Annotated in this window: 18 protein-coding genes; 12 read left to right on the plus strand and 6 right to left on the minus strand. The window is 48.8% G+C overall.

What is annotated here, in order from left to right:
- Position 1: 1 nt before the first annotated feature.
- The 4 genes from ACPUC8_RS11780 to ACPUC8_RS11795 all read right to left on the minus strand — a co-directional run bounded on the left by ACPUC8_RS11780 (position 2) and on the right by ACPUC8_RS11795 (position 4,081).
- Entirely contained in the window at positions 2-1,492 is a 1,491-nt protein-coding gene (locus ACPUC8_RS11780) for an SrfA family protein (RefSeq protein ID WP_494926355.1), read from the minus strand.
- Positions 1,493-1,541: 49 nt separating this feature from the next.
- A complete protein-coding gene (locus ACPUC8_RS11785; RefSeq protein ID WP_058968860.1) occupies positions 1,542-2,681 on the minus strand; it encodes a tellurite resistance domain protein in 1,140 nt (379 codons plus the stop codon).
- An 85-nt stretch (positions 2,682-2,766) separates the two neighbouring features.
- A complete protein-coding gene (locus ACPUC8_RS11790) occupies positions 2,767-3,249 on the minus strand; it encodes a hypothetical protein (protein WP_058968858.1) in 483 nt (160 codons plus the stop codon).
- Positions 3,250-3,340: 91 nt separating this feature from the next.
- Complete coding sequence (locus ACPUC8_RS11795) at positions 3,341-4,081, minus strand: hypothetical protein (protein WP_058968856.1); 741 nt, start codon at positions 4,079-4,081, stop codon at positions 3,341-3,343.
- A gap of 848 nt (positions 4,082-4,929) precedes the next feature.
- On the opposite strand from ACPUC8_RS11795, the gene ACPUC8_RS11800 reads away from it, so the two are divergent.
- From ACPUC8_RS11800 to ACPUC8_RS11810, 3 genes are all read left to right on the plus strand, one after another.
- Entirely contained in the window at positions 4,930-5,634 is a 705-nt protein-coding gene (locus ACPUC8_RS11800; RefSeq protein ID WP_058968944.1) for an MgtC/SapB family protein, read from the plus strand.
- A 714-nt stretch (positions 5,635-6,348) separates the two neighbouring features.
- The gene (locus ACPUC8_RS11805) at positions 6,349-7,164 is read left to right on the plus strand and encodes an RNase A-like domain-containing protein (protein ID WP_494926356.1); all 816 of its coding nucleotides are present in this window, start codon (positions 6,349-6,351) and stop codon (positions 7,162-7,164) included.
- Positions 7,165-7,172: 8 nt separating this feature from the next.
- Positions 7,173-7,511: a contact-dependent growth inhibition system immunity protein gene (locus tag ACPUC8_RS11810; RefSeq protein ID WP_494926357.1), complete on the plus strand. Its 339-nt coding sequence runs from the start codon at positions 7,173-7,175 to the stop codon at positions 7,509-7,511.
- A gap of 304 nt (positions 7,512-7,815) precedes the next feature.
- On the opposite strand, the gene ACPUC8_RS11815 is transcribed toward ACPUC8_RS11810, so the two are convergent.
- Both ACPUC8_RS11815 and ACPUC8_RS11820 read right to left on the minus strand, forming a co-directional pair.
- On the minus strand, positions 7,816-8,835 hold the full coding sequence (locus ACPUC8_RS11815) for a phage integrase (protein WP_494926358.1): 1,020 nt from the start codon (positions 8,833-8,835) through the stop codon (positions 7,816-7,818).
- Entirely contained in the window at positions 8,832-9,443 is a 612-nt protein-coding gene (locus tag ACPUC8_RS11820) for a phage repressor protein CI (protein ID WP_494926359.1), read from the minus strand. Before ACPUC8_RS11820 ends, ACPUC8_RS11815 begins: the two co-directional genes overlap by 4 nt.
- Positions 9,444-9,578: 135 nt before the next feature.
- Between ACPUC8_RS11820 and ACPUC8_RS11825 the strand changes: the two genes are divergently transcribed.
- The 9 genes from ACPUC8_RS11825 to ACPUC8_RS11865 all read left to right on the plus strand — a co-directional run bounded on the left by ACPUC8_RS11825 (position 9,579) and on the right by ACPUC8_RS11865 (position 15,256).
- Positions 9,579-9,830: a hypothetical protein gene (locus ACPUC8_RS11825; protein WP_400458261.1), complete on the plus strand. Its 252-nt coding sequence runs from the start codon at positions 9,579-9,581 to the stop codon at positions 9,828-9,830.
- Between the two features lie 30 nt (positions 9,831-9,860).
- Positions 9,861-10,370, plus strand: coding sequence for a phage regulatory CII family protein (locus ACPUC8_RS11830; RefSeq protein WP_494926360.1), 510 nt, complete (start codon positions 9,861-9,863; stop codon positions 10,368-10,370).
- A gap of 10 nt (positions 10,371-10,380) precedes the next feature.
- A complete protein-coding gene (locus ACPUC8_RS11835) occupies positions 10,381-10,557 on the plus strand; it encodes a phage filamentation protein Fil family protein (RefSeq protein ID WP_494926361.1) in 177 nt (58 codons plus the stop codon).
- A complete protein-coding gene (locus ACPUC8_RS11840) occupies positions 10,521-10,859 on the plus strand; it encodes a DUF5347 family protein (RefSeq protein ID WP_494926362.1) in 339 nt (112 codons plus the stop codon). The genes ACPUC8_RS11835 and ACPUC8_RS11840 overlap by 37 nt, the downstream gene beginning before the upstream one ends.
- Positions 10,860-10,928: 69 nt before the next feature.
- Positions 10,929-11,159: a DUF2732 family protein gene (locus ACPUC8_RS11845; RefSeq protein ID WP_494926363.1), complete on the plus strand. Its 231-nt coding sequence runs from the start codon at positions 10,929-10,931 to the stop codon at positions 11,157-11,159.
- Positions 11,159-11,386, plus strand: a complete 228-nt coding sequence (locus tag ACPUC8_RS11850) for a TraR/DksA family transcriptional regulator (RefSeq protein ID WP_494926364.1) — start codon at positions 11,159-11,161, stop codon at positions 11,384-11,386. The genes ACPUC8_RS11845 and ACPUC8_RS11850 overlap by 1 nt, the downstream gene beginning before the upstream one ends.
- Positions 11,383-12,246 (plus strand): DNA adenine methylase, encoded by an 864-nt coding sequence (locus tag ACPUC8_RS11855; protein ID WP_494926365.1) that lies wholly within the window; start codon positions 11,383-11,385, stop codon positions 12,244-12,246. Before ACPUC8_RS11850 ends, ACPUC8_RS11855 begins: the two co-directional genes overlap by 4 nt.
- The gene (locus ACPUC8_RS11860; protein WP_494926366.1) at positions 12,243-12,995 is read left to right on the plus strand and encodes a hypothetical protein; all 753 of its coding nucleotides are present in this window, start codon (positions 12,243-12,245) and stop codon (positions 12,993-12,995) included. Before ACPUC8_RS11855 ends, ACPUC8_RS11860 begins: the two co-directional genes overlap by 4 nt.
- Positions 12,992-15,256 carry a replication endonuclease gene (locus ACPUC8_RS11865; RefSeq protein WP_494926367.1) on the plus strand — a complete coding sequence of 755 codons (2,265 nt, stop codon included), beginning with the start codon at positions 12,992-12,994 and terminating at the stop codon, positions 15,254-15,256. Before ACPUC8_RS11860 ends, ACPUC8_RS11865 begins: the two co-directional genes overlap by 4 nt.
- The last annotated feature ends 123 nt before the right edge of the window (positions 15,257-15,379 follow it).

Here is a 15,379-nt window from a genome sequence, read left to right on the forward strand (position 1 = left end):
TTTAAGAATGGGGTTGCAGCATACGGATGGGGAACGTTTTATCCCCGTCATTGCTACCGACACAATCGGTGTGGCCAGAAGCGGGAGATTTGCACGCTATGGTCGGGCCGATAAAGTTTGAGTCATCGCTACATTTCATCTGCTCAGGATTGGTAATGCTGAGCGCGCCTTTTTGCACACTCCCTGCCGCTGCGCCGGTGCAGACTACGCCATTGGACTGACGAACACTGACGGTCCCCTTGCCTTGGTCAAAGTTGTATTGCAACTGCAGAGGTTTACCGGTGAATTTATCCTGGATGCCTCCGTTAACCCGCCATTGCCCATTAAGAAACTGCGCGGGGCCATCAGGTAACGCGGCAGGAAGCGTCAGTGGATCACCCTGCACAGCCTTGACCGGCGGAGCGGCTACTGCTGGGTTCTGCGGTTCACTGTTGGGTGCCTCTGGTACGGTGGCGGGCACAGTATCCGCTGCAGGTTCCGTTGCGGGCAGGGCAGGGTTAACAGGCGCTTCTGGCTGCGCGTTGGCGCCTGCGGTGTCAGTCGCCGCCGGTCCTTCTTCAATCTGCGAGCCCGTACTGTCCAGAGCCGGAGGTGTTTCAGCAGAACCTGCGGCGGGAGCCCTGTTGGCAGGGTCTACTTCACCGGTTTTAACCGGGGTATTAACGGCTGTAGCGGCAGAAGGATTGACCGCCACCGCCGGGCTATTCCCTGCATCGTTGACGGTTAGGCTGTGATGACCATCCCCCGATAATTTAGGCAAACCTGGAAGTGAAAGTGACGGAACACAGCCACGCAGCAATCCCAGAATCAGCGCGAGTGAGAGTAAAGCGACTAACAGCCAGAGTAACCAACGCCAGCTCCATCTCCTGCGCTGGGTGTGTGTCACCGTTTCAATGGTATGAGTCGGCGTGGATAGCGGCTGAGCCAAAGGTTGAGTGACGGGGTGGGTGACAGGAGCCACCTGCGTGTGCACAGACGCTGGCACTGAGCCGGGTTGCAACCAATGCATCGGGTTGCGCTGCTCGCCAGTGGGGTGAACAAAACCCCAGAACGTGATCACCAATGTCCCATTCACTAAATAGAGGAACTCATTATCTGGAAAGCTAACAGCTGATGTTAATAACTGCGCAAATACCTGCCGGTCACCGCCCGCATTGCTGCTTTCGGTATTCAACATCTTTTCGCTTAAAGCTTGCACTGACATCTGGAATTCGGTGAATTGCTGACGGGCTGAGGCACGCTCACTTTCCGTCGCTCCGCTCCAAGGAATCACATCGCCAGCAAAACTGCTGTACCAGTCCGTACGATCGCCACCTTGTTCATTTTGCGGAATGGCAAGATGACGGGCTAAATCACGGCCTGCATCAAGACGATAGATGGCCTCACGCAATTGAAAGGCCATTTTGAATACGGGATAACCGGTTTCACCCAGCGCTTTAAACGAAGAGTTGTTCCCGGTGCGTAACAGTGGTCCCTGAATCGAATTTCGCATTGTCTAAACCTTTTAGGGCTGCTAATTAACGTGAGTCATTGGGCGGTGATTAATTTTTGCTGGCACCCGGCGTCCATTCAAAATTCCAGCCGTAATGCTTAGCCAATGACTTACGATCGGGGAAGAAGCTGTTGAGCCGCTCGACATGGAGGTCACCGTCAACGTTCTTTAATCGTGCAATTGCCGCTACTTCTTGACGTTCATCACCATTCACTAACGTTGAGGTGATTGGCGGCTGGTCTGGAACAGACAGGGTGATGGTGGCATTGAGTCCCTGCCAGTTATTCGCGCCGCCATAGATGAAGCTATAAATCAGCACTTCATCAATCTCCTGCCATTGACTGCCGTTGATGAAGAGCCATTCCCCATCTTTATTGCCGCCGTCGCGTAGATCTGCTTGCAATAGCATGAACGGGGGCTTGTCGTAGTCACCAAGGAATTTACTGAGTGCTTCTACGCCACCGTTTTTGCCATTTTTCAATCGAACGAAAGCGGCGACATCCAGGTCAACCGGCTGTTTATTTGGGCCCTGTTGCCAGGTTAAATTGACTTTGATTTGGCCAAAATCCTTGGTTTTGGCCAGATTAACGCTGGGGTTTTCCTGCGTTAATTGGGTCTTTTTCGGCGGGGTGTCGGTCACCGCAGCAGGTATTTCGCGTTGCGTGGGCAGACTGGCTGGTACGCGGTTGTGATACCACCACCATGCCACAGCCAGTAATAGCAATAACAGCAGCAAGAGCAGCCATGGCAGTAATCTCCGCCCTTGTGCGGCCGGTGTTATCTCTGCGGGTGTGTGCTGGACTGGAATAGCCCAATTGATTAATACTGGTTCCCCGCCAACGCCATAGCACGCCAAAGTCTGGGAATGGGTGAGCAACGTTTGCAGTGCTTGCGCTGGCTTTGTTTCTCCACGCGCGGCAAGTTGTTCAATCAAGCTGGCAACCGTATCTTGATACTGCTGACGCTTGAACTGAATCTGGGTTTGTTCAGCATCGCTCAGCGCTGACAGCGGCGTGGCAAGACCCTGGCGTGCTGTCCACCATTCCAGATTCCCTTCTGCGCTGCGACGCGCTGTTGCATACAACAGTGCGAGAGCAGGGGGAAGATAACGGTGGATAAGGGCAACCGTTTCTTCGTAGTTGGTGAGCGTTGCCTCATCAATTGGCGCTGATCTTGTTAATCGTTGCATGGCCCAGATTCATTTTTGGTTTTATTAGCTGTAAACGCTGATTGGCTATGTGGCGAGCGCAGAATCCCGCCACCTCAGAAACGGTTTATTGAATTGAGTTAGCCTGCTCCAGCACTTTAATCCTGTCTTTGGCGGCAGCGATTTTCTTCTCAATATCGGCAACGTCGTTGGCACTGCTAGCTTGTTGCGACTGTTTCTGGAGCTGTTCCAGTTGCGTAATTTCTTGCTGGCGCTGCTGATTATTGAATTTGCCCGATTTAAGCTTTTTCAGGGTCTGCGCCAGATCAGAACGTGCTGCTTTTAATCGCGTTTGTTCATCTGCCAGTTTCTGACTGGATGCTTGTTCCCTGATTTCGGTATCTGCCAGATTTTGTTGAGCAATTTTATTGTCACGCTGGCTTTGCAGCACATGGCGTTCTTGATCGTCGACTTTTTGTCTGTAGCCACCAGAGGTGGTGCAACTCAATTTGGTGAGAAAGCTGGGGTCTTGAGCATGCAAATCACAGTCTTGGGGAGAGGTGGCGCATCCGGCCAGGAGCAGTGAAGCAAGTAAAACGTAACGTCTCATGAAGGCATCCATGTATTCATAAAGCTGAACAGAATGTTGTATGCAGCTAAGATGTTAAAACAGGGCCGATAATAGTATCGGCCCGTCATTATTAACCCAGTGAAATAGCCTGACGTTGGCTGTATAAACCATCCGTCTCAGATTCCAGTACGGTAATCTGATTATTGAGATCGTTATATTCAGTCTTAAGTTTGGCCAGCTGAGCTTTGTCATTCGCATTGTTGGTGGTTTGGCCACCGATTGCGACTTTATAACCGTCGCTTTTTTCTTTCATGACTTTAATTTTGTCTTTCATCACACTGACGTTGGCGTCAACCTGGGCCAGTTCTTTTTTAGCACTGGCTTTATCAAACCCAGCCTTGTCTTTCTGGATGCTAATTTGGGTTAATGTTGCACTGTTATCATGGATGACTGCCTTCATGGCTGCGGTGGTTTTCGCAATATCGGCCGTATCTTTGTTGATGTCTTTATCCATTGCCTGCAAGCGATCGGCAGTGGTGGCGTAATCTTTTTTCAGATTATCCAGGTAGTAGTTTGCCGCTACACCGGCAGCGCATCCTGCAGCACCGCCCACAGCAGCACCCACCAGGGCTTTTTTACCATTTCCTGCCAGGGCACCGGTCAAAGCACCTAACCCTGCGCCCGCCAAGGCTCCCATACCACAACCCTGCGCGGCTGAACTGCTAAATAATTGGGATTGTTCACCGCTGGTCAGTCGTGGATCAGGTTTGGTACCTGACAAGAGAGAGCTCCCGGTATTGGCACAACCACCTAACAGCAGGGTGAGAGAAACAAGGAGACAGGTTGTACTGCGTTTAAACGTATTCGCCATTATTTTATCCTTAAAATATCGAATGGAGCAGAGCGAAGTCAGTGTGCTGTCCATCGACACTATTGCTGTTATTAATTTTAACGTTAGGACTGGTTATTGCTTCCCAGCATAAATCTTAATAAAAAACCACTACCATAAATCGCAGCAGGTTGTTGAACCTGTTCCTGCTTTAAATCATCAAATCGATGTGGAAACCACGGGTTTTAACGAGTCTTAATAGACATCGGCAGACTGAATCAAATATTTAGTGCGAAAGAGTGAAATTTATGGCTTTGGAACAAGAAATCACCTGACCGGATCGCTGATCATCGCATAAGCGCAATTTCTGTAGCTAAATCTGTAAAAAGTTAAATGCCATATCCATTATTCCGCGCCTTAAGCTATCCGATTGACACTAATAAATACATGACAAAATCATTAATTTTTCTTAACTTTAGTGGGGTTCATCCCCTTGAAAGGTGTGGAATCTATCTTGCCACTGGATCAGCTTCATAAAGGGGAGGCCAGCTCAGCGCTCTGGGTGCCGCTGGCGCTATTGCATAAACCATTAATCAATAAAAGCGCAACTGGGTAGCATTCCACCAGTATGAGGGATACAATCCCGGCGAATTTTTACCCATGAGGATAAAAGCCTTGGACACCTGTCCCGAACGATTACAAAAGGTCCCTGCGGTAAGATAGCCCTCTACGCTGTCTTAACCGTGCGTTAAGACGGTGGATTTCCTTCCTGAATCTCCCCCTCTTTGTTGGCGTGATGCTGCTGAATTTCAGCGGTAATGGCACCGGCTGTAATCCATTTATTACCCCCTGATGTTCCGCCAGCCTGAAGCGGCGGAGTGAGGTTTATGATGGATTGGAAAATCTTTTTACTGCGCGTCACTGTCGCGCTGGTTCTGGGCGCGCTGATTGGCAGCGAACGCCAGCTTCGCCAACGTATGACCGGTTTGCGCACTAATGCGCTGGTCAGCACTGGCGCGTGTTTATTTGTATTGATGACGCAAAGCGTACCCGGCATCGCCACCGATGCCTCTCGCGTCGCGGCCTATGTGGTCTCCGGTATCGGCTTTCTTGGCGGCGGCGTAATCATGCGTGATGGGCTCAACGTACGTGGACTGAATACCGCCGCAACCCTGTGGTGCACCGCCGCCGTGGGCGTGTTGTGCAGCATGGGATTGCTACTGGAAGCGGCAATCGGCTGCATGGTGATCCTCTGTGCCAACATTTTGTTGCGGGATCTGGCGCAGGGGATCAATCGCCAGAGCCTGGTGCCTGCTGAAGAGGTGGTACAGCACTACAAAGTGCAGATCATCTGTCTGGCGCAGGATGAAGTGCAGGTGCGCAGCCTGATGCTGCACAGCCTCGGCGGCAGCGGTTTGCGTCTGCAATCACTGCACAGCGAGGATATGGATCCGCCACACCGTATGGAGGTGAACGCGGAAGTATTGGGGAAACCGAGCATGACAGATCAGCTGGAGAATCTGGTGGGCAGGATCAGTCTGGAGAAGGGCGTGAGTTCGGTGCGGTGGCAGGTTTGTGGGATGGAAGGGGAGTGATGGGTTGCGATACGATTTCGTTTCCTCTCCTCTCCTCTAGATGTGGGGGAAGCTCTATCATTGATGACTTGGTTCGGAAATTAAAATCGAGTGATGACAGATGGTATTGAAAATATTCAATACCATCTGTTGTATTTGATGTATATGAAGGAAATAAAGATCACCCAAGATAGACTCAGAAACGCAGCATAATTTGGAATGAATCGTATGAATATGTAGATGCCTGCCACAATGGCTGCGAGGGGAATGAGATAAATGACTGAATTAACCACAGGATGGCTTTCTTAATTTTTCGCGTCTTCAATTTAGAATCTCATTTATTGATTATTTTTATTTTTTCTTTTTAGAAATCTGAATGTCACCTGCTTCGATAATAATTGATAATACATAAAATGGCTATACTTAGAGTGATTCTATATTTAAGTAAGTATTATTGGTGCCGAGTAGAAGTTATTTCATAATAAAACTATTTTGGTTTGACCGTGGTGTTTGTGTATTAGGGATGCATCAAAATGTACTGAATGTTAATTTCACCATGAATGTTTATCTTACGAATTCAATGTCGATAACTCAATAGTTTACAGCTGTTATAATCCCTATTGGCAACATTAATCCTCATGGGATTATTAAGATATTTACTATTGTACAAAATTTCCTCATGCCTAATCTGAATGTAATCCGATATTCATAACTTCGTCCGATAAAGGATTGAAAATGACTGATGATGACGGCTTAACAGTAGCACTTTCGCCTGTGCAGCTTGCGGCCATTTTACGCAGAGGAACCGTGAGTGAAGGTGAAACACTCAGTAACCGACTTTGGGGCGGGATGGGGGTTTTGGGAGGTGTCGCTGAAATTTTTGGCGCAGGCGTTTTGTGTGTCGTACCTGAGCCAACTATGTTAACGAAAGCTGGATGTGTGGTGGTGGGCTCTCATAGTCTAGATACGCTCAATACCTCAATTAAACAGCTTTGGACAGGGCGCCGCATGGAAACGGCAACGGCACAGCTTGCAGAAAAAGCAGCAAGCCAATTTGGTGCGAATCCTGAGATGGCTTACAAGATAGGTGCGACGGTTGATTTAATTGTACCCATTGGCTTCGCTTCGCTGGCAGGAGCATCACGAGTCGCATCTATCTATTCGGGTCGCATCAGGTTGATGGAACATGAGGGTGGGTCTTTAGGGCATACGATTTCCCGCCATGTTGGCAGGACTCCAGAACAGCTTATCGCTCGTTTCTCTGAATCTCGTGCACCCCATATTTCCAGCAGTTTTGGGAGTCTTAGGCAAGCTGAGTTGGTTATTTCTGAGGTGCTGTCAGTTAAGAGTAAGCAGATGGAATATGCTTTAAAGTATTCACATGCTCGCACTACGCTTGTTTATGCTCACAAGTTTAATTTCCCGATTGGCACTTACATTGAGCGAGGGGCAACTGAGGTTAAGAAAGCCTACAGCGTCCGTATTGTCATCAGGCCAACCACTTTCAATGGCAAACAGTACTATCTTGTCACCGCATTCCCTACGCCATAAGGAGCCACATGGATACTGATATGACAAAATCCTGCGAGATGGATACGCTCGTCGTCGCTTACTTTGGCCAAGATTGCGATCTTATTGATCCTGATTGTGATTTTGATAACCTCTTAAATGATTATCTCTCCACCTCAACAGTTTTCAATTTAAGAATGCTGCTAGCGAACATACAAGAATTTGAACAAGAATCTGACGATCTTCAGATTTTTTCTGAACGCTATAAGTATGATTTTGCGCCAGATAGATGGGATATGACCGCGATAGAATGGTTAAGTGTTGTGAAAAAAAGAGTTGTTGACCACCTTCATGCTAATGGCGATTCGTCAGAGTTATCGGCATTTTGATGATGATGGGTGGGGGGAGAGAGGGCGGTACTTTGCTAATGAAGACTTTATGAGCATCGCTGTGTGCTGACTAATGGGGAAATACATCAATCTCATTCGTAAGAAATGACTAAGGCTCACGTATTGTACGCAAGCCTTTGAATTTTGGTGGCCCCTGCTGGGTTTGAACCAGCGACCAAGCGATTATGAGAAAGTTGTATAGCAACTAAAAAACAATAACTTGCTATAAATATCAGTGCCTTAGTTGGTTTCTATTCGCATCAATATGTATCTCTAGGAAATCTCTATCGCCAATTCATCGCCACTAAGCGAGGGGGTTTAGCTTTACCGCATCCTCAAAGTGATCGGGAGAGAAATGGGCGTATCGCATTGTCATTTTGATATCAGTGTGACCTAAGATTCTTTGCAATACTAAAATATTTCCGCCGTTCATCATAAAGTGACTTGCGAAGGTATGGCGTAAAACATGAGTTAATTGTCCGTCGGGAAGTTCAATTCCCGTTTTATTTAATGCCGCTCTAAACGCCCCATAGCAAGAGGGAAAAAGTGAACCAGTTCGCAACTCGCCTTTGTCATTGCGCGGTAATTCTTTGACGATGGATTCACTAATGGGGATTGTTCTGTTCTTTTTACCTTTGGTCTTTATAAAAGTAATTTTATTGGCTGTTACCTGAGATGATTTCAGCGATTCGGCCTCAGACCATCTAGCGCCAGTGACAAGGCAAATTTTTACTACCACTTTCAGTTCTGCAACGCTGCTTCTTTCGCATTCGTCTAAAAGGCTAGTGATCTGCTGTTTACTCAGAAATGCCATTTCGCTTTCTTCGGTGCGAAACGGGCGTACATGCTTTAGAGGGTTTTCCCCCTTCCAGACGCCAAGCCTAGACAGTTCATTAAATACAGCCCGAAAATAAGCCAGCTCAAGGTTCAGCGTCCTAGGTGACACCTCTTTGACACGAGACGATCGAGCGAAGGAGCCATTTAGGCGTTTTTCACGATAATCTGAAAATCCTTGCGCACTGAAATCCTTTGCTAGGGGTTCACGCATGCTCTCACATGCGTGATGCATAGCTTTTTGTCTTTTTTCCCCATCTTTCAATGTAATCCCGTGTCGTGAATACCAAATATCGACCAGCTCTTTTAGTGTGCTGTTGTCTTCTTTCTCACCAAGCCAAGGTTTGGCATTTGCTTTTTCGATCTCATGATTTTCGAACGCTAGCGCTTCTCCTTTTGTGGCAAACCTTCGCCGGATGCGCTTGCCATTCGCACCGTTGGGGTAAACCTCTGCAAGCCACTTACCTGTCGATTCCTTTCTCACGGTCATAAAGAAAATGATCCAGTCAAGCTTAATGAAATCGGAAGAAACGCGACAATTTCAATATCGGATTGGGCGCACTCAAAGCTTTCACTACCGGTTGAAACTTTCAGGCGTGAGCCAGGCAGTCGGGTAATTTTCTTGATTGAATGTGAGCCTTCAATGCTTATTAACCAAAGTCCGTCGAACAGATCGCTTGCGCCAAAGTCGGCAACGTATTGGGTCGAACCTTCTATAATGATCGATGGATTCACCAAGGGCACGCTGAAGTAAGTCAAGAGCGATGAATCCACCGAGACGGTATCCAGAACCCTTAAGCTTCCACCACTCAAAACTTTCCTTTCCAGTAAGGCACGGTCGAGGAAGTTCACTTTTTGTGAATCTTCGTTAGCTTTTCCCCTTCCAGTTGCAAGCCATTCCAGAGTAGCTCCGGTTTCAGCCATACATTTCACAACTATGTCAGATGGGAAGTAACCCCTTGTATAGCGGTTTGCGAGGCTACTGCTAGCGATACCTAAGTGGTCAGCTAAGGCCAGCTTTGTTTTAAAACCGTACGCCTCGATTACACGATCAAGAACTTCTTTAGCGCCGGTCTCAAAGTTAATTTGTAGCTTCAAGCTATAAACCTCTTGATATGTAGATGTGGGTGAGTATAAAGTGCGTCCTGTAGCTTCAAGCTAAATACCTATTGAAGCTGATTAGCGCCAAGAAAGACTAAACGCTACTCATAATCCAACAGGAGATTTTGCAACATGAATCCAGTTATTACAATCCGCATCCCAAGTGCAACCGTATCAACATCTGAGTTTGCCCGCCTTGAGGGATATGCTGTTGATACGGTTAGAAAAATGACCCAGCGCGGACAGCTCGAGGCTGAGCCTAAATGCCTTCAGCCTGGTAAGAAGCGCGTTGGGGGTAAGACCCGCATTCTTTACGCACGCTACAAAGAGAAGCAAGTTCGCGCCAATTTGGGACATTCTCGTTTCGAAATAGTAATTGGTTAATTCACTATAAGTGAATCAAAGGATTGGTATATGTTTGATTTTAAGACTTCCACCCAAACACACTTTGACGAGGCCTGCCGCAAATTTGCTGCCACTCATAACCTTACTGAGTTGGCCCAACGAGCGGGGATGAAGGTGCAAACCCTGCGCAATAAGCTGAACCCTGAGCAGGTTCACAAACTGACCGCAGATGAAGTGTTGCTTCTTACCGACCTGACAGAAGACGCCACACTGGTTGATGGCATGTTGGCGCAGTTGCAGTGCCTGCCATGTGTACCAGTCAACGAATTAGCAAAAGAGAATTACCCTGCTTATGTATTGAAGGCAACTGCTGAAGTGGGCGTGCTGGCAGCAAGTGCGTTTGGTTCCGGGAAGGTATCGGCTACTTGCCGTCGTGGGATCGTAGAGGCTGCTAACACTGGCATCCGCTGCATGATGCTGGCAGCGCTAGCAGTTCAAACGCGTATCCATTCCAATCCGACTTTAGCCTCAACCGTTGATGCAATTAGCGGGTTGGGTGCTTCAATCGGCATGAGTTAAGGGCGGCGCGATGATCTCATTAGCGGCACGTCTTAAGAAGCAAAGCCCGTCAATGTCATACGGCAACGGCTGGATTATGGGTGAGAACGGCAAGCCATGGCATCCGGTGTTGTGCAGCCAGGGTAAAGAAGTAAAGCAGAGAGGTAAATCATGGCTATCAAAGGTAATGCAATGCTGGGCGAGCTGACAGCAGGCCAGAGGGTTTCAGCTTTAAATCACCTTTCCGCAATTCGCTCTCAGTTTGGCGGTAATAGTGAAAAAGAGTTGTCTCGGTTCTTTTCTGATATGCGCGATGTAAGAGACGGCAATTATCAGGAAAACAAGAGGGCTTTAAGTGCGATTCTTTTTTTAGCGAGCATCGGTAAAGACAGACACGATGTTGATTTTAGTGAACTGACTACTGATGAAAAAACGGCGCTTATTCGTGCGATGAATCAATTAAAAGCAGTCGTGAGTTTATTTCCAAAAAGATTGGCTCTGTCTAATTAATTAACCCCAAACAAATAAATGGCGTAAACCCGCCGGGCATTCTTTTGCCCAAATTCTGGAGAAAGAGATATGCGAAATATTGAAACCCGTAAGTTCGAAGCCGAGGTGGAGCAGCTTTCCACGATCATTACACAGGCCCGCACAGAAGAACGCGCCGAGCGCGGCCTGCAGGCGGCTCGCCGTTTAACTGATCTGGCTATGCGCATTCAGCAGAAAGGGCTTAACAGTGCAGAAGCTGCTGAGTTGCTTCGTCAGGAAGCTGAACGTTTTGAGAACGAAGCGCGTGAGGCGGTGCACTAATGGCTGACTCAATGGACTTGGTACAACAGCGAGTTGAAGAAGAGCTGGCGCGCAATTTGGCGAACGCAAAACAGCACCCTGCTGGTGCGAGTGAGTTTTTCTGCCTGTCATGTGACGCTGAAATTCCTGAAGCCCGTCGCCGTGCGTTGCCGGGCGTCCAGCTTTGCGTGACCTGTAAGTCAATCGGCGAACTCAAGAGCGCCCATTATTCAGGGGGTGCAGTATGAGCACCATTCTGAAATGGGCTGGAAGCAAGGCGGGCATTATGCCCGCTCTTTCTGTTCATCTGCCGGAGGGTAAGCGCCTGGTTGAACCTTTCGCGGGTTCATGTGCAGTAATGATGAACACGGATTATCCTCAGTATTTAGTCGCTGATATTAACCCCGATCTGATTAATCTTTATCGTCAGGTTAAAGAGCATACGCGCCCGTTTATTATTATGGCGGCGCAGATGTTTAACCAGAACGCAAATTTTGAGGATTATTACCGCATCCGTGGTGAGTTTAATCTTTGTCTTTCACTGACGCTTTTGCAGCGTGCAGTTTATTTCCTGTACCTGAATCGTCACGGATATCGCGGCCTCTGTCGTTATAACCAGAAAGGCGGATTTAATACCCCGTTCGCCAAAAACGACACCGCATATTTTCCACTGGCTGAAATTGAAGCGTTTGCCGAAAAAGCACAGCGAGCGACTTTCATCTGTGCTGACTTCAAAGAAACCCTGCAGATGGTTGAAGGCGGGGATGTTGTTTATTGCGATCCGCCATATGACGGCACATTCAGTCAGTATTTCGGTGATGGGTTTGGCAAAGAGCAGCATAGCCAACTTGCATCAATGTTAGCCGGTATTGCTGATACGAATGCGGTGGTTTGTTCAAACAGCGATAACGAGTTCACTCGCCAGCTATACAGCCGGTTCAACACATCTTCAGTGATAGCCCCTCGCAGCATTGGCAGCAAAGCCGGTGATGCAAAGCGCGGTGCGGAAATTATCGCAGTGCTCAAACCGCAGAATGAATTTGCTGTAATTGGCTGGGATATGGCGTCCGGGCCAGACATCTCTGTTGAAGCAGGGGTGCCGCAATGATTCATTTCCACGGTGGGCCTATCACGCCAGAGACATGCGCACTGAAAGCATGGAAAGGCAGGCATGCGTTTATCAGTTTTGCCAACCCAGGTCAGCTTTTGCTGGCCTCTGAGGTTTGCCAGAGTTTTGCGCTGGATAATGGCGCGTTTAGTTTCTGGACTAAAAAGCGCGCCGTGAATTGGGGGAGCTATTACGACTTTGTGGCTCGCTGGTCGAATCACCCTCGATTTGCATTTGCCATTATTCCCGACGTGATTGGCGGTAGTGGTGAAGAAAACGACGCGCTGATAACTGAATGGCCCCACGGGAAAGTAACCGGGGTTCCCGTGTGGCATATGAACGAATCAGACGAGCGTTTTATTCGTCTGTGCAACGAGTTTCCACGCGTGGCGCTGGGATCTATGGGTGAGTATGACGCCAGTAGGCCAAAGCAGTGTGCTGCACGTTTGCGTGATCTTATCCGTCATGTAGTCGATGAAAATGGATATCCGATCACGAAGTTGCACGGGCTTCGGATGCTTAACAAAGACCTGTTCAAGCGTGTGCCGCTCTCATCGGCAGACAGCACCAACGTTGCTCGAAATATCGGAATAGACAAAGCCTGGAACAAAAGCGCTTATGCGCCTGCGAGTAAAGAGACCAGAGCTGCTGTGCTGGTTGAGCGCATTGAATCTATGAACAGCGCCAGTTCACTCAATTATGACGCTGAGCGTGATCTGTTTATGCCGCAGTTGGCCTTCGAAATATGATGGAGTCTGTAATCCTGTCAGATTGGGCGTACGACTGGAATAAACCTAAAAGCGCCATCGCCAGCCCATATCCTACTTATGAGGAAATGCACAGCCGCAACCAGATGATTGCGGCTTTAGCGCATGCACAGGAGCTACTTGAAAAGCAGCCAACACTGGTGCAACTCGACGTTAATCGTCGTATTAGTGATCTGGAAAAAACACAGGGTACAGCCCGTGCCAATGCGTACTTTACGAAGACTTTCGTAGAGCGCACATTGCCACGCGTTGAGGTAGTCAGCGCTCAGTATCGCCTCGGTGATATGAGTGCCGGCACAATCAATATTTTCACTGATAACGCACCGCAAAACACCGGAGCTGCCAGACCTGTAGGTGCGCTGTGGGAGTTAATGCGCCGCTTTAATCGCCTGCCAGATATGGCAAGAGCGGATGTTGATTTGCTGGCTGGCGATGTTGCAAATTTCATCCTGGCTGAACTGGTGCAGGCGCATCATCAGGCCAGCGATGAGTCAGATTATAAGTACACACACCGCGTTTATATGACCGCTGCTGCTATCACGCGGGAGCTGAACCAGACTCCGCCGTTGTGGGAAAAAGTCACATCGCGCCTGTTTGACCCGGAAGAAGTTACCCCGGCAATCATGCGCATGCAGACGGAAAAATGGTGGAAAGGCAGACTGCGCCGCGTAGCTGCTTCATGGCGTGAACATCTTCAGATTGCGTTGGCGAATGTCAGTAAAAAGCACACCCCCTACGCCAGCAATATGACCGTTGCTGAATGGCGCGAGCAAAAGCGCCGCACGCGCGAGTTTCTGAAGTCGCTGGAGTTGGAAGACGAAGAAGGCAACCGTATCAGCCTGATCGATAAATACGACGGCAGCGTGGCTAATCCGGCGATCCGTCGTTGCGAACTGATGACCCGCATCCGCGGATTTGAAAACATCTGCATCGAGATGGGCTTTGTGGGTGAGTTTTATACCCTGACGGCGCCAGCCCGCTATCACGCCACTATCAAATCAGGCCACCGTAACCGTAAGTGGAACGGCTCAAGTCCCTCAGACACGCAGCGCTATCTCTGCACGGTATGGCAAAAAATCCGCGCCAAACTGCATCGCGAAGATATCCGTATTTTCGGCATCCGCGTTGCTGAGCCGCATCATGACGGCACTCCGCACTGGCACATGTTGATGTTCATGCTTCCTGAGAATGTGGATCAGGTGCGCCAGATAATCCGCGATTACGCATATCACGAAGACAGCGGCGAGCTGACTACTGATAAAGCCCGTAAAGCCCGCTTTCACGCTGAAGCTATTGATCCAGAAAAAGGTAGTGCTACCGGCTACGTGGCGAAATACATTTCCAAAAACATTGATGGCTATGCGCTCGATGGTGAGCTGGATGATGAAAGCGGTAAAGAGCTGAAAGAGACTGCGCCAGCGGTTTCCGCATGGGCCGCTCGCTGGCACATCCGTCAGTTCCAGTTTGTCGGTGGTGCACCTGTCACCGTATATCGCGAGTTGCGCCGCATGGCAGACAGCGAAACAGCCCACGGTCTGAGTGTTGAGTTTGCTGCTGCGCATGATGCTGCCGACGCTGGCGATTGGGCCGGATACGTTAATGCGCAGGGGGGGCCGTTTGTCCGTCGTGATGATCTGGCGGTTCGCACCTGGTATCAGGCCAGTGATGAAGTAAACGAATACGGCGAAGAAACAGTGCGTATTAAGGGTGTGTTTGCCACTGAAGTTGGAGAAGACACGCCAATCCTGACCCGTCTGGCACAGTGGAAGATCGTTCCGAAGCGTGCCGTTGCTTTTGATTTTGACCTTCAGGACGCGTCCGCGTCCTCTTGGAGTTCTGTCAATAACTGTACGGGGGGTTTGAGATCTGAGGATTTGAACCCCCCGGAAAGTTTCTACAAAATCGACCTGAATGGCATGAGTAAGAAAGAACGGCGCCAGCTTCTTACTCGGATAAGGGCAGAGCAACCCAAAAAACGGCATAAGAAGTTACGGCGATCGGACAAAATCGAGGCGGCTTGTGACAACGTTATTAGACAGGTGAGAGATTTATGCGGCGAAACGATCAGCCGCGGACTGGCTGTGCGCCTTATTGGTGGTACGCAAACGGAAATTGCAGGCCGCATGTTCTACAGCTCGGCTTATGGCGACCTATTCCGACCAAAAATTGAGCGCAAAACTATCGGCGTATTAGAACGATTTAACCGATTGGCAGAGCAAGTTAGAGCAAAAAACGTTCAGTAATCGACTAAAGTTATCATAAACAGGGCAACTTATAGCTAAACCACTGTGGTTATGCAGTTTATTTGCCGCTGTGGTTATGCCGAAAAAAGGTGTTTCATATCATGCAGATAAAAACATGTTTCT

The organism is Pantoea sp. CFCC18177, assembly GCF_059412425.1.

Coding starts and splice junctions, on each gene's coding strand:
- ACPUC8_RS11780 (WP_494926355.1), bottom strand. CDS start 1,492: ATGCGAAATTCGATTCAGGGACCACTGTTACGCACCGGGAACAACTCT.
- ACPUC8_RS11785 (WP_058968860.1), bottom strand. CDS start 2,681: ATGCAACGATTAACAAGATCAGCGCCAATTGATGAGGCAACGCTCACC.
- ACPUC8_RS11790 (WP_058968858.1), bottom strand. CDS start 3,249: ATGAGACGTTACGTTTTACTTGCTTCACTGCTCCTGGCCGGATGCGCC.
- ACPUC8_RS11795 (WP_058968856.1), bottom strand. CDS start 4,081: ATGGCGAATACGTTTAAACGCAGTACAACCTGTCTCCTTGTTTCTCTC.
- ACPUC8_RS11800 (WP_058968944.1), top strand. CDS start 4,930: ATGGATTGGAAAATCTTTTTACTGCGCGTCACTGTCGCGCTGGTTCTG.
- ACPUC8_RS11805 (WP_494926356.1), top strand. CDS start 6,349: ATGACTGATGATGACGGCTTAACAGTAGCACTTTCGCCTGTGCAGCTT.
- ACPUC8_RS11810 (WP_494926357.1), top strand. CDS start 7,173: ATGGATACTGATATGACAAAATCCTGCGAGATGGATACGCTCGTCGTC.
- ACPUC8_RS11815 (WP_494926358.1), bottom strand. CDS start 8,835: ATGACCGTGAGAAAGGAATCGACAGGTAAGTGGCTTGCAGAGGTTTAC.
- ACPUC8_RS11825 (WP_400458261.1), top strand. CDS start 9,579: ATGAATCCAGTTATTACAATCCGCATCCCAAGTGCAACCGTATCAACA.
- ACPUC8_RS11830 (WP_494926360.1), top strand. CDS start 9,861: ATGTTTGATTTTAAGACTTCCACCCAAACACACTTTGACGAGGCCTGC.
- ACPUC8_RS11835 (WP_494926361.1), top strand. CDS start 10,381: ATGATCTCATTAGCGGCACGTCTTAAGAAGCAAAGCCCGTCAATGTCA.
- ACPUC8_RS11840 (WP_494926362.1), top strand. CDS start 10,521: ATGGCTATCAAAGGTAATGCAATGCTGGGCGAGCTGACAGCAGGCCAG.
- ACPUC8_RS11845 (WP_494926363.1), top strand. CDS start 10,929: ATGCGAAATATTGAAACCCGTAAGTTCGAAGCCGAGGTGGAGCAGCTT.
- ACPUC8_RS11850 (WP_494926364.1), top strand. CDS start 11,159: ATGGCTGACTCAATGGACTTGGTACAACAGCGAGTTGAAGAAGAGCTG.
- ACPUC8_RS11855 (WP_494926365.1), top strand. CDS start 11,383: ATGAGCACCATTCTGAAATGGGCTGGAAGCAAGGCGGGCATTATGCCC.
- ACPUC8_RS11860 (WP_494926366.1), top strand. CDS start 12,243: ATGATTCATTTCCACGGTGGGCCTATCACGCCAGAGACATGCGCACTG.
- ACPUC8_RS11865 (WP_494926367.1), top strand. CDS start 12,992: ATGATGGAGTCTGTAATCCTGTCAGATTGGGCGTACGACTGGAATAAA.